Source organism: Ferrimonas sediminicola (assembly GCF_005116715.1).
GTDB lineage: Bacteria > Pseudomonadota > Gammaproteobacteria > Enterobacterales > Shewanellaceae > Ferrimonas > Ferrimonas sediminicola.
Genome location: NZ_SWCI01000001.1, coordinates 523,441 through 546,617, shown reverse-complemented (window position 1 = coordinate 546,617; position 23,177 = coordinate 523,441). Strand labels below are relative to the sequence as shown.

The window sequence follows — 23,177 nt, the reverse complement described above, 5'->3', positions numbered from 1 at the left end:
ACTATGCCAAAAGAAACTCTAAGCCCCAGAGAATCGGGGATGATGCTGCTGTCGGTGCTGTCGGTGATCGTGGTACTGATCATCGCCTTCAACGACGAAGCCAAGGAGGCGATCCGCCTGCTGCTCTATGTCGATTTCGCCATCTGCATGGTGTTTATCATCAATTTCTTCTGGGGGCTGGCCAAGAGCAGCGACAGACGCCTGTACGCCAAGACTCACTGGATTGATCTGGTGGCCTCCATCCCGGTGATCGAGCCGCTGCGCTTCGCCCGGATCTTCCAGGTGCTGAGGGTCGTCCGCCTGATGCGGATGAGCCGCTCCCTGCTCAGGGCCTACACCACCCACAAGCGCGAAACCACGGTCACCAGCCTGCTGGTGGCCCTGATCACCGTGCTCACCTTCTCGTCGGTGCTGATCCTGCTGTTCGAGGATGGCGCCCCGGGCGCCAACATCAACGATGCCGAGTCCGCCATCTGGTGGTCCCTGGTGACCATCTCTACCGTCGGCTACGGCGACTACTACCCGGTAACCACCGAGGGCAGAATCATCGGCGCCATGGTGATCATCTGCGGGGTCAGTTTCTTCGGCATCGTGGCGGGGTACCTGGCCTCGATCTTCGTCTCCCCCGAGGAGCAGGAGAAACTGGATCAGCAGAACCAACGTCTGCAACTGCGTGCCGATGCCCTGGAAGCCAAGCTGTCGACCCTCAGCGAGCAGAACCGCCAGATCCTGGCCAGGCTGGAAGCCCTCAGTCTTCCTGAAGCTCAGGCAGCAGAGCCAGAAGGGCCAGCTGAGCCTGGCCGTAAGCGGTCGTCTCCATAAGCTGAACTAACCGGGCGCGAGCGTCTGGGGCGTCCATCAGCCCCTGCCCCAGGGCCGCCAGACGCACCGCCAGACCAGCCTCACCGTCGAACAGCTGCTGGGACAGACCGCTCAGCTGGGTCACCAGGGCCTCCCTCGCGCCTTCGCTCCCCAGCGCCAGGTGGTGCTCGTTGAGCTGCCAGGCGGCCAGCCCCTCCGCCAGGGAGCCTGGCTGCCGGTCGCGGAGGGAGGGCAGGGGCGATAGGTCGGCCAGCCGGTAGCCCCGGGCCGCCTTGGAGGCCTGCCCCAGCCTGAGGCAGAACCGCTGAGCCAGGCTCTGTGCCAGGACCAGGGCCTCCCTCAGGTCGCCGGAGATCAGCTCCAGCTCCAGCTCATCGATGGGTTCACTCTTGCCCGCGGCCAACACCTGGCCACGGTCCAGGGCCACCTCCAGTTCGGTCCCTCCCGGCAGCTGAAGCTCCAGGGCGCGGCGGCGAAAGTTGGTGGCGAACTGCTCGGTCAGCTCAGCCTGCAACGCCTCGATGTCGGTGCCCTGCCAGATCCCGTCGGGAAACCGCGCCAGCTCCGGCCAGTCGCCAGCGATCACCACGTTATATTCGGGGCGTCGGTGTACCCCGCTGTCGCCGCTGCCGGCCGTCTTCACCGTCTGCTCCCTGTGCTCCCCCTTCTGGCGTACCCGCAAACCGATATCCATATGACGCAAGGTCAGTGCCGGGGTATCGAAGTAGCGATTGACCAGAAAGTGAGTTTGATCACTTTTTACCCTGCCCAGACTTTTCAACACCGAAACCAGTTGGTCATGATCCACATTGGTCAGCAGCAACTTCAGTTCAATTTCCATAAGTCTATAAGTTTATTTAAAAATTCATATTAACGTCAGCGAAGTGCAACAATGTCATATAAGTGTCACATATCTGACTTACGATGGCCCCGGCCTTGATTGGGCGGGTTTTTTATACCTGGCGGTTATAATTACACCACTCCAGGCCGGTTTTTTGATGTTGCTTATATTGGTGCATAGGGTAACATGCGCCCGCCAATGCTACTCAGAGCAAAGCAGAAGGTTATTTGGCTATGCCAGTAAATTCGATCTTAGGTGTCTTCGCGAAGTCACCCATTAAACCGCTTCAAGAGCACATGCATAAGGTGCACGAAGCGTCCAAGATGCTGATTCCTTTTATGGAAGCAGTGATTGACCAGAAGTGGGAACGTGCCCGCGAACTCCAGGGCGAAGTCAGCCGTCTGGAACGCGAAGCGGATGTTCTCAAGCGGGAGATCCGTCTGACCCTGCCCGGTGGCCTGTTTATGCCGGTGGAGCGCACCGACATGCTCGAGCTGCTGACCCAGCAGGATAAGATCGCCAACAAGGCGAAGGATATCGCCGGTCGCATCATCGGCCGCGAGATGGTGATGCCCTCTGAACTTCAGGACGATCTGAAAGCCTACCTACAACGCTGCGTAGACGCAGTATCTCAAGCCTCCAAGGCAATCAACGAACTGGATGATCTTCTGGAAACCGGTTTCCGGGGACGGGAAGTGAACCTGGTCGAAGAGATGATCCAGCAACTGGATCGCATCGAAGACGACACCGACCATATGCAGATCAGCCTGCGCCGTCGTCTGTTCAGCATTGAGAAAGACCTCAATCCTGTGGATGTGATGTTCCTGTACAAGATCCTCGAGTGGGCCGGTGATCTGGCCGACCAGGCGGAGCGGGTTGGCTCTCGTCTGGAACTCATGCTTGCTCGCGCTTAAAGCGTGACAAAACAATAAATTAAGGTTTTACCATGGTAGAAGTACTGGTAAATTACGGCCCGATTTTGATCATTGTGGCCGCATTATTCGGTTTTCTTATGGCTTACGGCATTGGCGCGAACGACGTTGCCAATGCCATGGGGACCTCGGTAGGGTCCGGCGCCCTGACCATCAAGCAGGCGATCATCATCGCGATGATCTTCGAGTTTGCGGGCGCCTACCTGGCCGGGGGAGAGGTCACCTCCACCATTCGTAAAGGGATCATCGATTCCGCCTTCTTCGTCGACCAGCCGGAACTGCTGGTGTACGGCATGATCTCCGCCCTGTTGGCTGCAGGTGTCTGGCTGGTCGTGGCGTCCATCCTGGGCTGGCCCGTGTCTACCACCCACTCCATCATCGGTGCCATCATCGGTTTCGCCGCTGTCGGCGTGGGCGTGGACAGCGTCAACTGGGGCAAGGTGGCCGGCATCGTCGGCTCCTGGATCGTCACCCCGGCCATCGCCGGCTTCATCGCCTATGTCATCTTCCAGAGTGCCCAGAAGCTGATCTTCGACACCGAAGATCCTCTGAAGAACGCCAAACGCTACGTGCCTTTCTACATGGGCCTGGCAGGCATGGTGCTCTCCCTGGTGACCATCAAGAAGGGCCTGAAACACGTCGGCCTGCACTTTGACAACACAGAAGCCTGGGGCCTGGCCATCGCCATCTCCGTCGTAGTGGCGATGATCGGCAAGTTCTTCATCGGCCGTCTGAAGCTGGACCCCAGCGCCGACCGCGACATGCACTTTGCCAACGTGGAGAAGGTGTTCGCCCTGCTGATGGTGGTCACCGCCTGTGGCATGGCCTTTGCGCACGGTTCCAACGACGTGGCCAACGCCATTGGTCCTCTGGCCGCGGTGGTCTCCATCGTCCATGCCCAGGGCGAGATCCTCGCCAAGGCCCCCCTGGTGTGGTGGATTCTGCCCCTGGGCGGTGTCGGCATCGTCATCGGTCTGGCCACCCTGGGCAGCCGGGTGATCATGACCATCGGTAAGAACATCACCCACCTGACCCCCAGCCGTGGCTTTGCCGCGGAGCTGGCCGCGGCGTCCACCGTGGTGATCGCCTCAGGAACCGGCCTGCCCATCTCCACCACCCAAACCCTGGTGGGTGCGGTGCTCGGCGTCGGCATGGCCCGAGGCATCGCCGCCCTGAACCTGGGTGTGGTTCGCAACATCGTGGTTTCCTGGGTCATTACCCTGCCCGCCGGTGCCGGCCTGTCGATTGTGATTTTCTACTTGATCCGCGCCGTGCTGGGTTAATATCCTTAGCAGATATCACCCGCTGTCTTCACGGGCAGCGGGTTTTCTGTTTTAAAGGTTCCTGAAATATGTCGCACAAACCTCTGGCCATCGCCGCGCTGCTCGGCGCCGCCCTTCTGGCCCCTCAAGTCACCGCCGCTGAGAGCAACTACAGCATCTCAGAGGACATCTACATCTATCTGCACGCCGGCCCCGGCACCCAGTTTCGTATTCTGGGATCGGTGAAAGCGGGCATTCCAGTGTCCATCACCGGTGAACGTCAGGGAGAGTACGTCCAGATCATCGACGACAGGGAGCGCACCGGCTGGGTCAAACAGGATCAACTGACCCAGGCCGAAAGTTTCCGCCTGGCGGTGCCCCGCCTCAACGAGGAGGTGGCCAGCCTCAAGCAGCAGCTGGAGCAGCAGCAGGCCCGCAACGGCCAACTGCAGAGCCAGGTCGACCAGTTGAACAGCCAGCTTGAGGCCAGTCAGCGTGCGGCGATGAACACCGAGGCTGACCTCAAGACCACCCTCGACACTCTCTCCGCCGAGAACGAACGGCTCGAGAAGGAAAACCGCAGCATGAAGAACAGTGAACGCTGGCAATGGCTGCAACAGGGAGGCATGGTGGCCGGGGCCGGACTGGTGCTGGGCCTGATCATCGCCTATCTGCCCCGCCCACAGCGCCGTCGGCGCAACCAGAGTGGCTGGGTGTAACCCGCCGCCTGACCTGACCCCACCGAAATAGGGCCGATCGTTTTTTATCGGCCCTATCTGCAGCAGACGCCATCCCACCCCTCTCCCCGCGTCTGCTGTCCCTGAGACCCAGTTGAACAAAACCCGCCCACAACCTGTTCCAGCTCACAAAATGTGGGTATACTGTGCGCGCCGTTGGCGCGGATTGTATACAAAAACAAAACCGATCACAGGAAGCCGCGCCACCCCATGGATTACGAGGGACACGCGATGTTTAAAGCAAGCCAAGTTCTGGCTAATGGAATACCCACCGATCTGTCCAGTCTGAAGGAGGCGATCAGCGTTAACCACGGCGCCGACGAGTCCGACTATCTCGAGGAGTTGCTGCAGCTGGTTCCGCAAGACCAGGCCTCCATCGACCGCATCACCGACAAAGCCGCCAATCTGGTTACCGAGGTGCGCAATGTCGAAAAGCGGGGACTGGCAGTGGGGATCGACGCCTTCCTGCAACAGTACAGCCTGGAGACCCAGGAGGGGGTCATCCTGATGTGTCTGGCGGAGGCGCTGCTGCGCATCCCCGATGCCGCCACCGCCGACGCCCTGATCGAAGACAAGCTCTCCGGCGCAGACTGGGCCCGCCACCTAAAGGGCTCCGACTCGGTGCTGGTCAACGCCTCCACTTGGGGGCTGATGCTCACCGGCAGGGTGGTCACCCTGGACAAGACTCTCGACGGCAACCCCAATCACCTGCTGGCCCGACTGGTCAACCGCGTGGGCGAACCCATCATCCGCAAGGCGATGTACGCGGCGATGAAGATCATGGGCAAGCAGTTCGTCCTGGGACGCAGCATCAGTGAGGCCCTGAAGAACAGCGAAGACAACCGGAGTCTGGGGTACACCCACTCCTATGACATGCTGGGTGAAGGCGCCCTGACCATGGATGACGCCAAGCGCCACTTCCAGGAATACCTGGACGCCATCCACAACCTGGGCAACCATCAGTACAAAAACAGCCAGGCCCCCCTGCCCACCATCTCGGTGAAACTGACCGCCATCCACCCCAAGTTCGAGGCGGCGCACCGGGAGCTGGTACTGGAGGAGCTGTATCGCTGGGTGATCGCGCTGATCTCCGAGGGACGCAAGTTTGGCGTGGGCATCACCATGGACGCCGAGGAGGCCGATCGACTGGAGCTCTATCTCGAGTTGTTCGAGAAGCTCTACCGCAGCGAGGAGGCCCAGGGCTGGGGCAACTTCGGCGTGGTGGTTCAGGCCTACGCCAAGACCGCCCTGCCGGTACTGTGCTGGCTCAATGCCCTGGCCGGGGAACAGGGGGACCGCATCCCGGTTCGCCTGGTGAAGGGCGCCTACTGGGACAGTGAGATCAAACACTGTCAGCAGCTGGGGGTGGACAACTACCCGGTGTTTACCCGCAAGTCCGCCACCGATGTGTCCTACCTGGCCTGCGCCCGCTACCTGCTATCCGATCTGACCCGGGGCAACCTCTATCCCCAGTTTGCCAGCCACAATGCACACACCGTCGCGGCGGTGATGGACATGGCGGGCGATCGCGACTACGAGTTCCAGCGCCTGCACGGCATGGGCCAGGAGCTGTACGATCCGGTGCTGTCCCGACACCATCAGCTGGTACGAATCTACGCTCCGGTGGGCGCCCACGAAGATCTGCTCCCCTACCTGGTACGCCGGCTGCTGGAGAACGGCGCCAACTCCTCCTTCGTCCACAAGGTGGTGGACCCCAACACCCCGGTGGAGAGCCTGATCGAACACCCGGTCACCACCCTGACCCAGTGCCCCACCCTGCATAACAACAAGATCGTACTGCCACAACAGATCTTTGGCAGCGAGCGACGCAACTCGAAAGGAATCAACATGAACATCGCTGTCGAATCCCGCACCTTCTTCGCCAAACTGGACGGCTTCAAGGAGACCCAGTGGCACGCTGCCCCACTGATCGGCGGCAAGACCATCAACTGTGGTGAAGCCCGGACCGTCACCAGTCCCCAGGATCGCCGCCGCAGCGTCGGCCAGGTGCACTTCGCCGACGCCGAGACCATCGAGCTGGCGGTGAAGGTCGCCAACGCCGCCTTCCCGGCCTGGAACCGCACCGGTGTCGATGTGCGAGCCAACGCCATCGAGGCGCTGGCCGACCTTCTGGAAACCCACCGCGAAGAGCTGATCGCCCTGTGTACCCGCGAGGCGGGCAAGACCCTGCAGGACGGCATCGATGAGGTGCGCGAGGCGGTCGACTTCTGTCGCTACTACGCGGTACAAGCCCGCAAGATGCAGGGGGAGCCTACGGTGCTGCCCGGCCCGACCGGCGAGCTCAACGAGCTGTTCGTCCAGGGTCGCGGCACCTTCCTGTGCATCAGCCCCTGGAACTTCCCGCTGGCGATCTTCCTGGGACAGGTGGTGGCCGCCCTGGTCACCGGCAACACCGTCATCGCCAAGCCGGCCGAGCAAACCAGTCTGGTGGCCTATCGGGCGGTACAGCTGGCTCACGAAGCCGGCGTGCCCGGCGATGTCCTGGCCCTGCTGCCGGGTACCGGCGCCCTGGTCGGCGGCACCCTGACCGCCGACGACCGCATCGGCGGCGTCTGCTTCACCGGCTCCACCCAGACCGCCAAGGTGATCAACCGCTCCCTGGCCGGCCGTGACGGCGCCATTGTGCCCCTGGTGGCAGAGACCGGCGGTCAGAATGCCATGGTGGTGGACTCCACCTCCCTGCCTGAGCAGGTGGTCAAGGACGTGGTCCAGTCCGCCTTCGCCAGCGCCGGTCAGCGTTGCTCGGCCCTGAGGGTGCTCTATGTTCAGGAGGAGGTCGCGGACAAGGTGATTGGGCTGCTCAAGGGGGCGATGGCCCAGCTGCACGTGGGCAACCCCGCCCTGCACAAAACCGACCTGGGGCCGGTGATCGATGAAACCGCCCAGGGCAACCTGCTGGCCCACATCGATCGCATCACCGAAGAGGGCAAGCTGATCTGTCAGGCGCCCCTGTCGGACGAATGCAGCAACGGCACCTTCATCCAGCCCACCGCGGTGGAGATCCACAGCATCACCCAGCTGGAGAAGGAGCACTTCGGCCCCATTCTGCACGTCATCCGCTACCGCAGCAGCGACCTGGACCAGGTGGTGGCCGAGATCAACAGCACCGGCTTCGGCCTGACCCTGGGGATCCACAGCCGCAACGAGTCCCATGCGCTGCACATCGCCGACCGGGTGAACGTGGGCAACGCCTACATCAACCGCAACCAGATTGGCGCCGTGGTGGGGGTACAGCCCTTCGGTGGCCAAGGCCTATCCGGCACCGGCCCCAAGGCCGGCGGCCCCCACTACCTGACCCGGTTCGTGACCGAGAAGACCCGCACCAACAACATCACCGCCATCGGCGGCAACGCCACCCTGCTCACCCTGGGTGACGGTTAAGGGTCATCGGCGAGATCACAGGCCGCCCAACCGGGCGGCCTTTTTTGTGGTCTCAGGGAGGGGGGACAGCGCTGCCGGCGTTCGCCTGCGGGAAAGGGTAGGCATCTCGTGGTAGCCGGGGACAGGCCGTCTGCGCACCGTTGCCAGACCCCGCAACGACAAAGGGAGCCTTGGGGCTCCCTGTTGGATGGTCACGCCGGCTACAGCGCGTCCAGGGCCATCACCACCTTGGGACCACTCTGATTCAGCTCCAGGCGGCTTTCCCGGATAAAGACCCGCTCGGCACTCACCCCCAGCCGGGTGATCAGCAACCGCTTGACCTCTTCGGCCCGGTTGGCCGCCAGTTCCGGCAGGGCGTCCAGGGGAAGATTGACCCTGGCCAGCATCTGGTTGTACAGGCTCTGCTGCCAGGCCTGGGGAGGCTGATCCTCCGGGAGTGGCGGGGCACTGCCGACACCGAAGCGGCGCTCGTAGGCCGCCACCAGCAGGGTCTGCTGCTGCTCGGTCAGCGGCTGATCCGGGGTGGCCTCGAAACCCAGTTCGCCGGCCAGGGCCGTGGCCGCCAGGGCACTGCGGTCGGCGGCCACGGAGACGGCGCCGTTGAGGGAGAGGCTGAGACCCGGCCTCTTAGTCAGCCCCTTGGCCAGTTGCCGAAGCTGATCCTCGGCCCGAGGCGACAGGGTGGCGGTGCCCGGCTCAAACAACACCTCAGACGGGGGCGCCTCGCCCTCGAGCAGGGAGCCCAGCAGCGAGAAGGGTGAGGTCACCACCTTGGAGATGGCGTTGAACAGCGCCTTGCCCACCAGGGGGCCAATGGCAAAACTGGGATCGTCGACGTCACCCTGCACCTCCAACCCCAGGTCGATGACGCCATCGCTGTCCTGCAACAAGGCCACCGCCAGGGCCACCGGCAGGCTGGTGGCCTTGTCGGACTCGCTGCGCTTACCCAGCTTCAGCTTGTCCACCACCACCCGGTTGCTGCCCACCAGCTGGCGCTTCTCCAGCTTGTAGTTGAGAGAGAGATCCAGCTGTCCCTGGTCGATATAGTACCCGGCGTAGGTGCCGGAGTAGGCGTTCAGGGAGATCAGATCGACATTATCGAAGGTCAGGGCCATATCCAGATAACTGTCCGGCACCAGAGGCTGCAGCTCGCCGATCAGACTCATGGGTGCGTAGCGATCCACCTGACCGTGGATATCCACCTTGGCCCGGGAAGCGGGATCGGCGCTGAGGCCGGTGATGCGGCCCGCCAGATGCTCGATGCCAGTGGCAAACTTGGGGGTCAGGCTGTTGTCGGCGAAAAAGGCCGCGCCGTCCACCAGTTCGATGCTGTTGATGCTCAGAGGCAGGGGATCGCCCGCAGGTTCAGCCTTGGACGCCGCCGCGGCCGCGCCGCTGTCGGTGCCCAGCAGTTGCTGAATGTTGGTGCTGCCATCCTCGTCGATGATCACCCGGCTGTAGGGCTGGGTGACGGTGACCCGATCCAGCTGCACCGTCATCGGCTGGGTCGCCACGCCCAGGTGGTTTACCGCCAGCTCCTGCCACTTGACGAAGTCTCGCCCCTGGGTCGGGTCCTGGGTCACCAGGTCTCTGACGGCCAGCTCGCCATCATAGCGCAGGTCCAGAGGTGACACCCCGGCCAGGCTCAACGCGCCGGTACTGGCCAGCTGACCGGACACCAGCTTGAGGGGCAGCTGCTCCTGCCAGTAGGGGACGGTGGCGGTCAGCGGAAATCCCGCCAGACTCAGGTCGAACTGGGCGTTGAGCGACTCGGGAATCAACTCTCCCTGGGCGGTGAAGCTGGCGTCATCGTTGATGCGGCTCAGCAGCTCCAGGGCGATGGGCTGGCTCAGATCGTTGGAAACCGGCCCAACCTGCACCCGATCCAGATCCAGCACCCAGGCGACCGGTTGCTTGGGAAGGCTGTCCTGCAGCATCAGCCTGAACTGCTCGATGCTGGCACCGTCGAGGCGGACCTGCCAGGGCTTGCCTTGGGCGTCTGCCCCGGCGTCGGTGTCCGGTTGGCCATCAACGGCGGGAAGAAACAGGGTGGCCCAATCCAGCCCCTGGTCACTGACGTGCCCCATGAGCTGGCCCTGCTCCAAAGTGACGCCGCCGATGGCCAGAGTCCGTTCAGTCAGGTCCAGGCTGATCTCCTCCACCCTGGCCTTGGCCAGGGTCAGCAGCGGAGACTGCCGGTTGGAGAGGTTGAGGCCGGAGAGTTCGATGGCCCCCTGATTCAGGAACAGGGCCGTGTGGTCGTGGTCCCGCCGCAGGCTCAGGGTGGCGTTCAGGTCCACTCGTCCCTGATCCAGCTGGAACTGGAACAGATCGTCGATGAAGGGCCAGTAGCGGGTCAGATCGGCATCATCCAGAGCCAGTTGCATCTGCACGCTGGTCGGTGCCAGGGAGGCGGTGGCCTCCACCGACAGCCTGCCCCCGCCGGGGCCGATCAATGCCAGGGCCATCTGGTTGTCCGCCCCCGCCAGGGCCAGGTCCTGGGCCCTCAGCTGCAGATCGGTAAAGCGGGTGCTGGCCCCATCGGGACGTCGGTAACTCAGCGCCCCCTCCAGCAACTTCAGATCGGCGATGTAGAGCTGGGGAACCCTTGGCTCCGCCCCCTCCTCGGCGCTCGGCTGCTGCTCTTCGGTCAGCGGCCTGAGCAGGTCACCCAGGTTACTGCGCCCCTGTCCCAGATCATGAATGGCCAACTCCGGCCCCTCGAGGGCCAGGGTACGAATGCGGCCACTGAGGCTGAACAGCGAGTGAAGAGGATCGAGATCCAGCACCAACTGGCGGAGGCCGAAGATGGGCTCGCCATCCTCAGCGCTCAACCGCACCCCCTGAATCTGCAGGCGCCAGGCGAAGGGGTGGAATGTCACCCTCTCCAGGCTCAGTTGGCCGTTAAGGTTGGCGGCCACCCACTTGGGAGACTGGCTCTGGATCAGCCGTGGCAGGCCCCAGCCCGTCAGCAACAGGTATACAGACAGGGCCAGCAGCGCCCAGGCCCCCCGGCGAATCCAGGGGCGACTCCAAAGGATTTTAATGTTCACGGGACTCCCTACTCCGGGTTCACATTCATCTACCCCGAGAGATAGCGATCGCAATAATCATAGTCACTCTCGCCGTTGCGGCGGAGGCGAGCTCATAGGTATGCGGCGCAGTATATCAGGAATACCTAGGGCAATATGCGGTTTTAGAGTATCAAGACCGGGAGGGGAGTGAACCTCCCCTCTGACATCACAGTTGCCCCAGGGCGGGCACACTGAAGACCTGGCCGGCCATCTCCAGCACCACCTCGTTGGGACGTATCTCCTTGAGGGTCACCCCCTCTGCAATGCTGTCCCCCTCCTGCAGCTCCCGCCCATTGGCCCGCAGCCAGCGGTTGCCCGCATCGGAGGAGTAGACGTGAGCGGTGATGTTGATGTCTGGCAGGCGCTTCTGGAAGTTCCAGGGGAGGGTGCCCAACTTGGGCACTTCGGCCTGAGGCTGAGATGGTGGCGGGGACGTCGCCTCCTGCAGGGACTCTGCACTGACTTCAGGGTCAGGCCCCGTCTCCGCCGCCACCTGGGGATCCAACTGCAGATCCGCCACCGCCCTCTCGAAGGCGGCCAGCAGTTTGGCATTGGCTGGCTCGGCGGTGGTTTCCTGCTGCCGCACGGCTGGGGAGGCGCTGGCAGACTCGGCGGCCAGGCTGTCCTGGCTCAGCACCTGGGCCTTGAATTCGGCCTCGGTCAGCTCCGGTTGTGACGGGTCACCGCCGGATTGATACACATATTGAGGTTCTGTCTCGGCCACCGGCTCCCAGGACACCGGAACCGGCATGGTCAGCTGCCTGATCACCGCCAGTTCCTGGGTCACTGCCGGCTCGGGCTCGGGGGCCGGTTGCAGGCTGGCCGCCAGCCAACCCAGTCCAGCCCCCAGGACGGCACCGACCAGGGGCCAGCCAAAGTGCCAGGGCAGCGCCCGCTTCGGCGCCAGCGGCGCCGCCAAGGCCGGGTCCAGCAGACCCTGCTGTTGCTTCTCACGGCCAACCGCATCCAACAGATAGGACATCAGGCTTCTCCTCCCTGGCTGAGTCTGGGCCCCTGTTCACTGCTCATCAGGCTCAGCAGCTCCAGTGTCTGGCGACCGGCGATGCCATCCACCTCCAGGCCAAACCGGCGTTGGAACTGCATCACCTGCTGCCTGAGCTGAGAGTCATAACTTTGCAGCATCCGCGCCGGACGCTGCTGCAGCCGGCTCAGGGTGTTCTCCAGCCACTGCACCTGCCCCTGGGCGCTGCCCTCGCCCACCAACCTGGGCAGTTGGCCGACCGGTTGCCATATCAGGCTGTAGTGACCATCAAAATGGTTGATAAACCAAGACTTGCTAACGGAAATCCACTGGTCGCCGAACTGCAGGGTCAGCCGGGCATCGCCGTCGCGGCCCCTGGCCAGCAGGGCACCATAAAACAGGGAGCCCTCCTCCCCTCGCAGGCTGACCACCGCCGGGTAATCCATGGCCAACAGCTGCTGCCAGCTGCTGACCCCGTCCAGGCAGGCCAGCTGGCGAGTCAGGGCATAGTCGCAAGGGGCATTGGCCGGCACCGGCTGCCCCCAGTGGTGCAGCAGCGCCTGATACGCCTGCAGATCATCGTCAAACCTATTCAGCCGCGGCATCGGCGGCGCCTCGGCCAGCGGCTGAGGCGCCGGTTTGGGCGCCAGGGCATACACTACGGCGGCGCCCGCCAGCCCGGCGGCCAGGGCGCCGGCCATCCAGGGCCACCGTCCCTTGGCCTTGGCCTTGATCCCCAGCACTTCGGCGGCAGCGGCTTCCACCTCGCGCCGCCCCAGGTAGATCTTCTGGTGGGCATAGCCCCCCATCAGCGCCCGCTCACACAGCAAGTTGATCACCCTGGGGACCCCGCCACTGTACTGGTGCAACGCCCTGATGGCGGCCGACTTGAACAGGGGCTGGGCCCGGCCGGCCACCTGCAGACGGTGCTGCACATAGTGGGACACCTCCTCCTTGGTGAGGGGCAGCAGGTGGTAACGGGCGGTAATCCGCTGGGCCAGCTGACGCAACTCCCGCCGCTGAAGCAGCTCCTGCAGCTCGGGCTGACCGATCAGGATCACCTGCAGCAGCTTACGGGTGTCGGTCTCCAGGTTGGTCAGCAACCGCAGTTGCTCCAGCACCTCGGGCTTGAGGTGCTGGGCCTCGTCGATGATCATCACCGTGTTGCGTCCGGCCTGGTGGTTGGCCAGCAGGAAGGCACTGATCTTATCGGTCAACTGCTTCAGGGTGGGCGCGGGATCGTAGGGGATCGCCAACTCATCGCACAGGGTGGCCAGCAACTCCAGCTCCGTCAGGGCAGGATTGAGGATGAAGGCGGTATCGGTGTTCTCCGGCAGCTGCTTGAGCAGGCTGCGGGAGACCGTGGTTTTGCCGGTGCCCACCTCTCCGGTCAACAGCACGAAGCCACCGTTCTCCCCCAGGCCATAGGTCAGGTGAGCCAGGGCTTCTCGGTGACGTCCGCTGAGAAACAGGAAGGCCGGGTTGGGGGCGATGGAGAAGGGGCTCTCCGCCAGCCCATAAAATCCCTTATACATAGTTTTTGTGCGGTTCTTGGTCTGATTCGCCCAAGGTAAGGGGTGTCATCTGGCTTGTCAAAGCCGCCTGGCCATATAATGACGAAACAGCGAGTTTTAGGAGATAAAGGTGCAGATCTACCTGGTGGGAGGCGCGGTGCGCGACCAGCTGTTGGGGCTGGAAGTCAAGGACAGGGATCATCTGGTGGTGGGGGCCACCCCGGAGCAGATGCTGGATCTGGGCTACCAGAGTGTGGGCAAGAGCTTCCCGGTGTTCCTGCACCCCCAGACCCAAGAGGAGTATGCCCTGGCCCGAACCGAAACCAAGTCCGGTCACGGCTATACCGGGTTTGAGGTGTGCTCCGATCCTGATGTGACCCTGGAGCAGGACCTGCTTCGGCGGGATCTAACGGTAAACGCCATCGCCATGGACGACCAGGGCCGACTGCATGACCCCTGCCATGGTCAGGCCGACCTGGATGCCAGGGTGCTGCGCCATGTCTCCCCCGCCTTTGTCGAGGATCCTCTGCGGGTGCTGAGGGTGGCCCGCTTTGCCGCCCGCTTTCACCCCCAGGGGTTCAGGGTCGCCGATGAGACCCTGGCGCTGATGGCTGAGCTGGCAAGCTCGGGCGAACTGGCCCATCTGACGCCGGAACGGGTGTGGAACGAAACCGAGCGGGCCCTGGCCGGTCCCTGTCCCTGGGTCTACTTCGAGGTGCTGCACGCCTGCGGGGCACTGAAAGTGCTGATGTCGGAGCTGGCCGACCTGGAAGGCGTGCCCCAACCGAAGGCCCATCACCCGGAAGTGGATACCCTGCGGCATACCCTGATGGTGCTGAAGCGAGCCTCTGAGCTGTCCGGCTCGGTTTCGGTGCGCTTTGCCGCTCTGACCCACGACCTGGGCAAGGCGCTGACGCCCCAGGCGGGGTGGCCCAGCCATATCGGCCATGAGCAGCGGGGGCTCGCCCCTCTAGCCCGACTGTGTCAGCGGCTCAAGGTCCCCAATGCCCCCAGGGAGCTGGCGGAGATCGGTTGTCGCTGGCACCTGCACGGTCATCGAGCGCTGGCGCTGAAACCGGCCACCCTGCTGAGGCTGTTCGACGGCATCGACGCCTGGCGCAAGCCCCAACGGTTCGAGGAGTTTGTTCTGGTGTGCCAGGCCGACGCCCAGGGGCGGCTGGGGATGGAGGATAGCCCCTATCCCCAGGGCCAATGGCTGCGCGACGCCCTGAGGCTGGCCAACCAGATCGAAGTCCGGCCCATCATCCAGGCCGGCTTCAGCGGCGGCGAGATCAAGGCCGAGCTGACTCGCCGCCGCACCCAGGTGCTGGCAGATGCCCGCCCATCCCCCGGGGTGATGTAAGCCTATCGCCCGGCACCACCGCCATTCCGGCTGAATTATCCCAAGAGCGCACCGGGCTGGCGTACACTGACCACAGCCCCCAATCAGGAGCCCTCAATGCCCAGGCAGCTACTCAAACACCACTTTGGCTTCGACACCTTCCGTCCGGGCCAGGAGCCGGTCATCCTCAGGCTGCTCGACGGCGACAGTGCCGTCGCCATCTTTCCCACCGGCTCGGGCAAATCCCTCTGCTACCAGCTGCCGGCACTGGCTCTGCCCCATCTGACCCTGGTGATCTCGCCGTTGCTGGCCCTGATGCAGGATCAGCTGGCGTTCCTGCGTCACCATGGCATCCCCGCCGCCACCCTCGACTCCAGCCAGAGTTTCGAGCAGAGCCATGAGGTGATGCAGCAGGTGCAGCGGGGGGAGCTGAAAATACTGATGGTGTCGGCGGAGCGGTTGAAGAACGAGCGCTTTCGTCGCTTCATCAGCCAGGTGCCCCTGTCGATGCTGGTGGTGGACGAGGCCCACTGCATCTCGGAGTGGGGCCACAACTTCCGCCCCGACTACCTGAAGCTGCCCCACTACCGAAGATGGCTGAAGATCCCTCAGGTGCTGTTGCTAACCGCCACGGCCACCCCAAGGGTGATCGAGGAGATGTGTCACCGATTTGACATCCCCGCGGAGGGGGTGGAAACCACCGGCTTCTACCGGCCCAACCTGGACCTGACGGTGAAGGTAGCCAGCGGGCCACAGAAACGCAGGCTGCTGCTCGACGCCCTCGCCGAGGATCCGGCGGCGGCGACCATCGTCTATGTCACCCAGCAGGCGGCGGCGGACGATCTGGCGCAATGGCTGAGTCAGCAGGGGATCGGGGCCAGGGCCTATCACGCCGGCATGGATCACGACCTCCGCGGCGACTGTCAGCGCGCCTTCATGGCCGGCGAAGTGGCGGTGGTGGTGGCCACCATCGCCTTCGGCATGGGGGTGGACAAGGCGGACATCCGCCGGATCGTCCACGTCGATCTGCCCAAGTCGGTGGAGAACTACTCCCAGGAGATCGGCCGGGCCGGCCGAGACGGTCAACCGTCCCACTGTCTGCTGCTGGCCGATGGCAGCAATCGTCCCCTGCTGGAGAACTTCGTCTATGGCGACACCCCGGAGTTGACCGGCATCCGCCTGGTGCTGACCGCCCTTGAGCAGGCGGGGAGCCAGTGGGAGCTGTTGCCCAATTCGCTGTCGGCCCAAAGCAACATCCGGCCGTTGCCCCTGCGCACCCTGCTGGTCTACCTGGAGATGGCCGGCATCATCGAGCCCCAGTACAGCTACTTCGCCGAGATCAAGTTCAAGCTGCTGGTGGCAGAGGCCAGCCTGCTCACCCGGTTCGATGGGGAGCGCCAACAGTTCCTCAGGGCACTGCTGTCCCACAGTCACAAGGCGCGCACCTGGTACCAGCCCGACTTCGACGCCCTGCATGCCCAGTACGGTTCTGACCGAAACCGGGCGATGACCGCCCTGGAATACCTGGCTCAGCAGCAACTGATCGAGCTGCAAACCCGGCAGATGACCGAAGCGTTCCGGGTGCGCCTGCCCCTGCCGGACCTGGACCTCCTGGCTGAGCGGCTGCACCGGCAATTCCTCGACAAGCAACAGCAGGAGGTGGCCCGCATCGGCCAGATGCTGCAACTGCTGCAGGAGCCCGACTGCCTCAGCCATGCACTGGCCAGCTACTTCGGCGATCACCGGGCGCCTCGGCGCTGCGGCCACTGCTCGGCCTGTCGGGGGGAGCCGGCGATCCTGCCCCCGATCTCGCTTCCCCAGACGATCGCCCAAGAGCCGCTGCGGCGCTGGCTAGGCCCATTGGCGCAAGCGCTGACTCAGGGGCTTCAGCAGCCGCTGACGCCGGAGCTGGCGGCCCGCTTCCTCGCTGGTCTGCCCACCCCCTGGCTGACCAAGCTGGGAGCCAGAAAGCTGGCGGGGTTCGGTGCTCTGGCCGACGTCCCCTTCGAGACCCTGCTGACTGCCTGCCGCGCCGAACCGATCGCCGAATGACACGGCGCCAAACAGGCCGGCCGAAGGGCACAAAGGGCAACTGCCCCCCGGAAGGGGGCGGGAAGAACCCTCCGGCCATCAACGGCATCGACTATACTCCTCAGCTCTGCATCCAGGCTCTGGAGGGTCACCATGACCACTGCGCGACGATTGCTTGCCCCCCTGCTCCTGCTGGGACTGCTCTGTCCCGCCCCCCAAGCGGCCGAGCGTCAGCCCCTGAGCCATCAGCCGGAGCTGCTGAACGCCGCCCGCTCCCAGCCGGATCTGGCGTTGGCCCTGGGGCTGGGCGCCGAGGAGCAGTTGGCGATGACCCGCAGCCTGACCGACCCTCGGGGCTTCATTCATCGCCGCTACCGCCAGCTGTACCGTGGCGTCCCCATCTGGGGGGAATCGATCACCGTCAGCCGCTGGCCCGATGGCCGGATCTCCCACCTCAATGGCCAGTTGATTCGTGGCCTGCAGCGCCACCACCTGGACACCAGGCCACAGATCGCGGCGGCCGCCGCCCTGGCCCAGGCCAAGGGGTACCTGCAGGGCAACAGCGCGGCCGAGCTCCTGTTTCGCGATGAGAGCAACGAGCTGGTGATCTACCTCAACGGGGCCATCCCCAGGCTGTGCTACGCCATCCAGATGGTCACCGACGTCAGCGGCGGCGGGCAGCCATCGCGCCCCACCCTGCTGCTGGATGCCCACAGCGGCGAGCGGCTGCTGGAGTATGACGGACTGACCCACCAAAAGGTGGGCACCGGTCCCGGCGGTAATGAGAAGCAAGCCTACACCTACGAGGAGGGCGGCAACCTGCTGGATGTCACCGTCTCCGGCAGCCAGTGCACCATGAACACTCAACGGGTAAAATCCGTCGATCTCAACCACGGCACCCAAGGATCCACCGCCTTCGACTTCCCCTGCTTCGAGAATGCCCACAAGGCGATCAATGGCGCCTTCAGCCCCATCAACGACGCCCACTTCTTCGGCGACGTGGTGTTCGACCTCTATGACCAGTGGATCGGCGTGGCCCCGCTGACCACCCAGCTGATCATGCGGGTGCACTACAGCACCAACTATGAGAACGCCTTCTGGGATGGTACCACCATGACCTTTGGCGACGGCTACACCCGCTTCTATCCCCTGGTGAGCCTGGACGTGGTCTCCCACGAGGTGAGTCACGGCTTCACCGAACAGCACTCAAACCTGATCTACTCCGGCCAGTCCGGTGGCATCAACGAGGCGTTCTCCGACATGGCCGGGGAGGCGGCCGAGTATTTCCTGTGGGGCGCGACCGATTTCCTGGTTGGAGCACAGATTTTCAAGGCCGATGGTGCCCTGCGCTACATGGCGGACCCCACCCTGGATGGCCGCTCCATAGGCCATGCCTCGGACTACGTCAGCGGCATGGACGTGCACTACTCCAGTGGCGTCTACAATCGCGCCTTCTACCTGCTTGCCTCCCGCCAGGGCTGGGATGTCCGCCAGGCCTTCATCCTGTTTGCCCACGCCAACCGCTACCTTTGGGGGGCCAGCGAGAGTTTTGACAGCGCCTACTATGCCCTGCTGGATGCGGCGGATCAGCTGTACGGCGACCAGGCTGGCGCACGGCGAGACGACATCCAGTCCGCCTTCAGCCAGGTGGGCATCCCCAAACCACCGCCCGCCCCGGCCTGCGACAGCATAGAGTCGGTCCACGCCCAGAGCTTCTCCATAGGCAACCTGACGGCGGCCACCGGCACCTGGCGCTGCTGGCAGCTCACCCTGGCGAACAACACCCCGCGACTGGATGTCACCCTCAGCGGCGCCAGCAAGGGGCGCAACCGCAGCAGCGGCGATGCCGACCTCTACCTGCGCCATGGTGAACCACCGCGGGTGGACCCCACGGTGCCCGAGGGACTGTTTGACTGCGGCTCCTACAACGCCAACAACAATGAACAGTGCAGCATCGAGACGCCTCAGGCGGGAGAGTGGTTCCTGGCGGTCTACGCCTACGAGGGATACAGCGCAGTCCGCCTGGATGCCACAGTCTCCGAAGGGCAGCCGCCCTCCACCAGCAATATCGAGTTGACGGCTCAGGTCAAGGGGGGGCGCAAGCCCTTCGTTGCCCTCAACTGGAGTGGCGCCTCCGGCAGTACCGTGTACCTCCTCAGAGACACCGGCGGAGCCGAAGACCGTATCTATACCGCCGACAACGACGGCGGCTATAAGGACAACGATGGCCGGGCCGGCTACCGATACCAGCTGTGTGAGACGCTGGAGGGCCCCTGCTCAGACCCGGTGGAAGCCCGCTAGCCGGCCTCGGTACGACAAGGGCCACCCCGGGTGGCCCTTCGGTTCACCAACAGGATCAGTCCTCCAGGACCGGTTTCTTCTCCGCTGCGCTCTCCTCCAGCTGCTTTCGGCTCTGCTGAGCATCGATGGTGCTCAGCTCGGCCCGCGCCCCCTCCACCTCATGCCACTGGCCCCGGGCGAAGAAGGAGAAGTTGGCCACGCCGCACTGCCAGTCTTCGTTCATCACCATCCTCAGTTTGGCGTTCTTGTGTTCGATGGGATGGCCCCCCACCAGCAGCGGGCTGAGGTCGAAGCCCTCGGCCACCACCAGAATGTGGCACTCCTTCATGGTACAGATGTAGGACCACTCACCGGTGAACTGGGACACCAGATTGAGCGGCGGGCTGACGGGCTGGGTGATGTGACCGACACCGGAGACCTGTTTGTTGACGGTGTCCACCAGCAGCTTCAGGGTCAGGGAGGCCCCGCCGAGAATCGGCCGCTCTACGCTGCCGAGGGCAATTCGATAGGAAACGGGAAACAGACCGGTTTGAATATCCTTGGAGATGCTCATAGTTCAATCCTTTGTATGCCTTGAGAGCCAAGCCCGGACCGTCATTGGTCCATGGGCCTGGCAAGTCTAGGAGGGGGGCGCCGCCCCCGCCACGGGTGGACGGAAAAGCAGCGATCGCCACCGGCATGATGGCGTCAATCTCCCACGCTCCTTTCAGCGCCCCCTGCCGAACACTCTGCCACCCCGACGGGAAGCCGCTCATGGAAAACACACCGGAAAAGAATAAAAACTCCTAAAAAAACCTCACCAGAGATAACGACTTATCAACGGCTGCGACCGATTGTCGCACTTTGCCCCTTTGCCGTTGCCGCCCCCCTTCACCCCGAAAATAATGCGCGCCGACAAGCTGTTAGAAAGATAACCATCGGGATGATTACCATGAAATCCACACTCCTACCCACGGCGGTCGCCGTCGCCGCGTCACTCTCCCTCCCCACCCTGGCCGAGGAGGCCGTCAACCTGTGCCACAAGCGCCGCTGCGATGAGATCATCGTGATCACCAGCGAGCCGATGCACTCCCCGCTGACCGTGGTCATCGACCCCAAGCAGCCCAGACAGCCGATTCCCGCCTTCGACGGTTCTGGCTATCTGCGCACCATCGCCGGGTTCGCGGTGACCCGCAAGGGGGGATCGGGCGGCGACATCAGCCTGCGCGGCATGGCGGGCTCGCGCATCACCGTGGTCAACAATGGCCAGCACCTGCAGGGAACCTGCGGCGGCCGCATGGATCCCCCCACCAACTACATCTCCCCGGAAACCTATGAGGAGGTGACGGTAATAAAGGGACCACAGACGGTGAAGTACGGACCGGTGGGCAGTGCCGGCACCGTGGTCTTTTCCCGGGACAGCTATGGGCTGACCCAGGCGGGGACCGAGGGACGGGCCAGCCTCACCGGCGGCAGTTTCGGGCGCAAAGACTACCTGATGGAGCTGCTGACCGGCACCGAAAACCACTACTGGCAACTGGACATCAACGGGTCACAGAGCGACGACTATGAGGACGGAAACGGCGACAAGATGCAGTCCGGGTATGACCGGCAGAGCGTCAACACCGCCTTCGGCTGGACCCCGAGCCAGGGGCAGGTGGTGGAGTTGAGCTATGGCTTCTCCCAGGGCAGCGCCGAGTACGCCGACCGCACCAACAAGGCGCGACAGATCGACAACCAGAACCTGGCGCTGCTGATGCGCAGTGAACTGGAAAGCGACTGGGCCCGCTCGGTGGAACTTCGCCTGTACGCCAACGAAAACGACCACATCATGGATGAGTTTGATCGCCCCGTCACCGAACCGGACAACCTGCCGATGGGGATGAACCCCAGGCGCACCACCTATGGTGGCCACCTGTGGCTGGAGCTGACCCCATCCCAGGCGTGGCGGGCGACCCTGGGAGTGGATGCCCTGGACAGCACCCAGGATATGCGTGGCGGCAAGAGCCTGGACCAGCTGGAAGCGGCCCCCTTCAAGGAGGTGTTCAGCCAACGAAGCCTGGGGCTGTTCGCCGAGTCGGACTACCGCCTCAACAGCGACGTTCTCAAGGCGGGCCTGCGGCTGGATCGCTGGACCACTGAGCTGAAGGGAAGCTGGGCCGGCAGTGACAAGCGGAACAGCCGGGATGACACCCTGATCTCCGGCTTCGCCCGTTATGAGCGGCTTCGTGGTGCCCATCAATGGTACGCCGGTATCGGCCATGCTGAGCGCACCCCCGACTACTGGGAGGTGATGAAGACGGGGCAGAGGCTGACTCTGGAGCCTGAAACCACCGACCAGCTGGATCTGGGCTGGATCTACCAGGGACCGCTGGAGCTCTCCCTGTCGCTGTTCTACGCCGATCTGAGCGACTACATCCTGATCGACAACACCACCCAGCCGTCGGCCCGCAACATCGACGCCACCCTGTGGGGGGGAGAAGCGGGTCTGACCTGGGCCTTAGCCGACGGCTGGCAATGGGTCACCTCCCTGGCCTACAGCCACGGAGACAACAACAGCGAGGATCGGCCCCTGGGTCAGATCTCGCCCCTGGAGGGGAAGGTCGCCCTCAACTACGAAGGGGATGACTGGAGCTTCGGCGCCCTGTGGCGCCTGGTGGCCCGCCAGGATCGGGTGGCCTTCGGCCAGGGCAACATCGTCGGCCAGGATCTGGGAGAAACCGCCGGCTTTGGCGTGATCTCCCTCAACGGCGCCTGGCGCTTTGCCGAAGGCTTCACCCTGAGCCTCGGCATCGACAACCTGCTGGACCAGGCCTATGCCGAGCACATCAGCAACAGCGGTGCCGGCAACGAGCTGCTGCCTCCCCAGCAGCGCACCCGCCAGGTCAACGAGCCAGGGCGCACCCTGTGGGCCAGGCTGGACTACCAGTTCTGAGCCCCCAGGTCGGTGAGCACTCACCGTCACCGCGATTGACCCCGGAGGCTACTAACCGGCGCGGTGGCGGTCTAAACTGAAATGGCCGCCCGAGTTTTGGAGAGAGAGATGCGCCTGATTCTCAATGGAAAAAAAGCAGATCTGCCCGAGGTTCGCAACGCGGTAACCGCCCAACGAGACCAGGGGCCCATCGAGGTACGGGTCACCTGGGAGGGGGGGGATATGGCCCGGCTGGTGTCGGAAGCCCTCAACGAGGGCTGCACCCGGCTGGTGGTTGGCGGCGGCGACGGCAGCGTCAACGAGATGGTCTCCGCCCTGATGACCTATCCCAGAGAGCAGCGCCCGCCACTGGCGATCCTGCCCCTGGGCACCGCCAACGACTTCGCCGCGGCCTGCGCCCTCCCCCTGGATCCCGACGAGGCGCTGGCCCTGGCCCGGGAGGGACGGCCCAGACCGGTGGATGTGGGCAGCGCCAATGAGCGATTCTTTCTCAACGTGGCCAGCGGCGGTTTCGGCGCCCGGGTCACCGCCACCACCCCCGAGGCCCTGAAGAACTTCCTCGGCGGCGGCGCCTACACCCTCAACGGCCTGCTGCAGGCACTGAGTTTCGAGCCCTACCAGGGAAGGCTGCTGACCCCGGAGGGATCGCTGGAGAACCGGATCCTGGTCGGGGCGGTCTGCAACGGCCGTCAGGCCGGAGGAGGTCAGCCACTGGCGCCCAACGCCCTGCTGGACGATGGCCTGTTGGATTTCGTCGGGCTCTCCGCCTTCGGCCCTCAGGATCTGCCCCAGGTGTTGAGCGAACTGGAATCACCCGCTCCGGACAACGAGTTTGTCATCTGGATGCGGCTGCCCTGGGCCGAATACCAGGCGGAGGATCCCATGCCGATGAATCTGGATGGCGAACCCCTGGAGGCGGTCCCCATCCGCTTCCAGTGCCACCCCGGCGCCCTGGACCTGATTCTGCCGCAAGCCTGCCCCTGCCTGGGCGGCTAGCGCGAGGCAAACCATGAAAAAGGCGGC

15 protein-coding genes are annotated in these 23,177 nt (G+C 64.0%); 10 read left to right on the top strand and 5 right to left on the bottom strand.

The features are described from left to right. The first annotated feature begins 3 nt into the window (after nucleotides 1-3). Complete coding sequence (locus tag FCL40_RS02510) at nucleotides 4-822, top strand: ion transporter (protein ID WP_136851014.1); 819 nt, start codon at nucleotides 4-6, stop codon at nucleotides 820-822. Here FCL40_RS02510 and FCL40_RS02505 read toward each other — a convergent pair. Then, entirely contained in the window at nucleotides 749-1,663 is a 915-nt protein-coding gene (locus FCL40_RS02505) for a CYTH domain-containing protein (RefSeq protein ID WP_136851012.1), read from the bottom strand. The two genes, FCL40_RS02510 and FCL40_RS02505, sit on opposite strands and share 74 nt — an antisense overlap. 233 nt (nucleotides 1,664-1,896) lie before the next feature. On the opposite strand from FCL40_RS02505, the gene FCL40_RS02500 reads away from it, so the two are divergent. From FCL40_RS02500 to putA, 4 genes are all read left to right on the top strand, one after another. Continuing rightward, entirely contained in the window at nucleotides 1,897-2,577 is a 681-nt protein-coding gene (locus FCL40_RS02500; RefSeq protein ID WP_136851010.1) for a TIGR00153 family protein, read from the top strand. 32 nt (nucleotides 2,578-2,609) lie between these two features. Next, nucleotides 2,610-3,878 (top strand): inorganic phosphate transporter, encoded by a 1,269-nt coding sequence (locus tag FCL40_RS02495; RefSeq protein ID WP_136851008.1) that lies wholly within the window; start codon nucleotides 2,610-2,612, stop codon nucleotides 3,876-3,878. 68 nt (nucleotides 3,879-3,946) lie between these two features. Then, nucleotides 3,947-4,576 carry a TIGR04211 family SH3 domain-containing protein gene (locus FCL40_RS02490; RefSeq protein WP_136851006.1) on the top strand — a complete coding sequence of 210 codons (630 nt, stop codon included), beginning with the start codon at nucleotides 3,947-3,949 and terminating at the stop codon, nucleotides 4,574-4,576. 249 nt (nucleotides 4,577-4,825) lie between these two features. Next, the gene (gene putA, locus FCL40_RS02485) at nucleotides 4,826-7,996 is read left to right on the top strand and encodes a bifunctional proline dehydrogenase/L-glutamate gamma-semialdehyde dehydrogenase PutA (RefSeq protein WP_136851004.1); all 3,171 of its coding nucleotides are present in this window, start codon (nucleotides 4,826-4,828) and stop codon (nucleotides 7,994-7,996) included. A 200-nt stretch (nucleotides 7,997-8,196) separates the two neighbouring features. On the opposite strand, the gene FCL40_RS02480 is transcribed toward putA, so the two are convergent. The 3 genes from FCL40_RS02480 to FCL40_RS02470 all read right to left on the bottom strand — a co-directional run bounded on the left by FCL40_RS02480 (nucleotide 8,197) and on the right by FCL40_RS02470 (nucleotide 13,587). Next, entirely contained in the window at nucleotides 8,197-11,049 is a 2,853-nt protein-coding gene (locus FCL40_RS02480; RefSeq protein ID WP_169306976.1) for a DUF748 domain-containing protein, read from the bottom strand. A 187-nt stretch (nucleotides 11,050-11,236) separates the two neighbouring features. Beyond that, complete coding sequence (locus tag FCL40_RS02475) at nucleotides 11,237-12,052, bottom strand: general secretion pathway protein GspB (protein ID WP_136850999.1); 816 nt, start codon at nucleotides 12,050-12,052, stop codon at nucleotides 11,237-11,239. Beyond that, entirely contained in the window at nucleotides 12,052-13,587 is a 1,536-nt protein-coding gene (locus FCL40_RS02470; protein ID WP_136850997.1) for an ExeA family protein, read from the bottom strand. The genes FCL40_RS02475 and FCL40_RS02470 overlap by 1 nt, the downstream gene beginning before the upstream one ends. Nucleotides 13,588-13,696: 109 nt before the next feature. Here FCL40_RS02470 and FCL40_RS02465 point away from each other — a divergent pair, with 109 nt between their 5' ends. The 3 genes from FCL40_RS02465 to FCL40_RS02455 all read left to right on the top strand — a co-directional run bounded on the left by FCL40_RS02465 (nucleotide 13,697) and on the right by FCL40_RS02455 (nucleotide 19,240). Further along, nucleotides 13,697-14,929, top strand: a complete 1,233-nt coding sequence (locus FCL40_RS02465; RefSeq protein WP_136850995.1) for a multifunctional CCA addition/repair protein — start codon at nucleotides 13,697-13,699, stop codon at nucleotides 14,927-14,929. A 96-nt stretch (nucleotides 14,930-15,025) separates the two neighbouring features. Then, nucleotides 15,026-16,960, top strand: a complete 1,935-nt coding sequence (locus tag FCL40_RS02460; RefSeq protein ID WP_136850993.1) for a RecQ family ATP-dependent DNA helicase — start codon at nucleotides 15,026-15,028, stop codon at nucleotides 16,958-16,960. A 132-nt stretch (nucleotides 16,961-17,092) separates the two neighbouring features. Beyond that, a complete protein-coding gene (locus FCL40_RS02455) occupies nucleotides 17,093-19,240 on the top strand; it encodes a M4 family metallopeptidase (RefSeq protein WP_136850991.1) in 2,148 nt (715 codons plus the stop codon). Nucleotides 19,241-19,295: 55 nt separating this feature from the next. Here FCL40_RS02455 and FCL40_RS02450 read toward each other — a convergent pair whose 3' ends face one another. Beyond that, complete coding sequence (locus tag FCL40_RS02450; RefSeq protein ID WP_229360253.1) at nucleotides 19,296-19,793, bottom strand: DUF1842 domain-containing protein; 498 nt, start codon at nucleotides 19,791-19,793, stop codon at nucleotides 19,296-19,298. Between the two features lie 378 nt (nucleotides 19,794-20,171). Between FCL40_RS02450 and FCL40_RS02445 the strand changes: the two genes are divergently transcribed. Next, nucleotides 20,172-22,154 carry a TonB-dependent copper receptor gene (locus FCL40_RS02445; protein ID WP_136850989.1) on the top strand — a complete coding sequence of 661 codons (1,983 nt, stop codon included), beginning with the start codon at nucleotides 20,172-20,174 and terminating at the stop codon, nucleotides 22,152-22,154. Between the two features lie 108 nt (nucleotides 22,155-22,262). Then, nucleotides 22,263-23,150: a lipid kinase YegS gene (gene yegS, locus FCL40_RS02440; protein ID WP_136850987.1), complete on the top strand. Its 888-nt coding sequence runs from the start codon at nucleotides 22,263-22,265 to the stop codon at nucleotides 23,148-23,150. Nucleotides 23,151-23,177 lie beyond the last annotated feature (27 nt).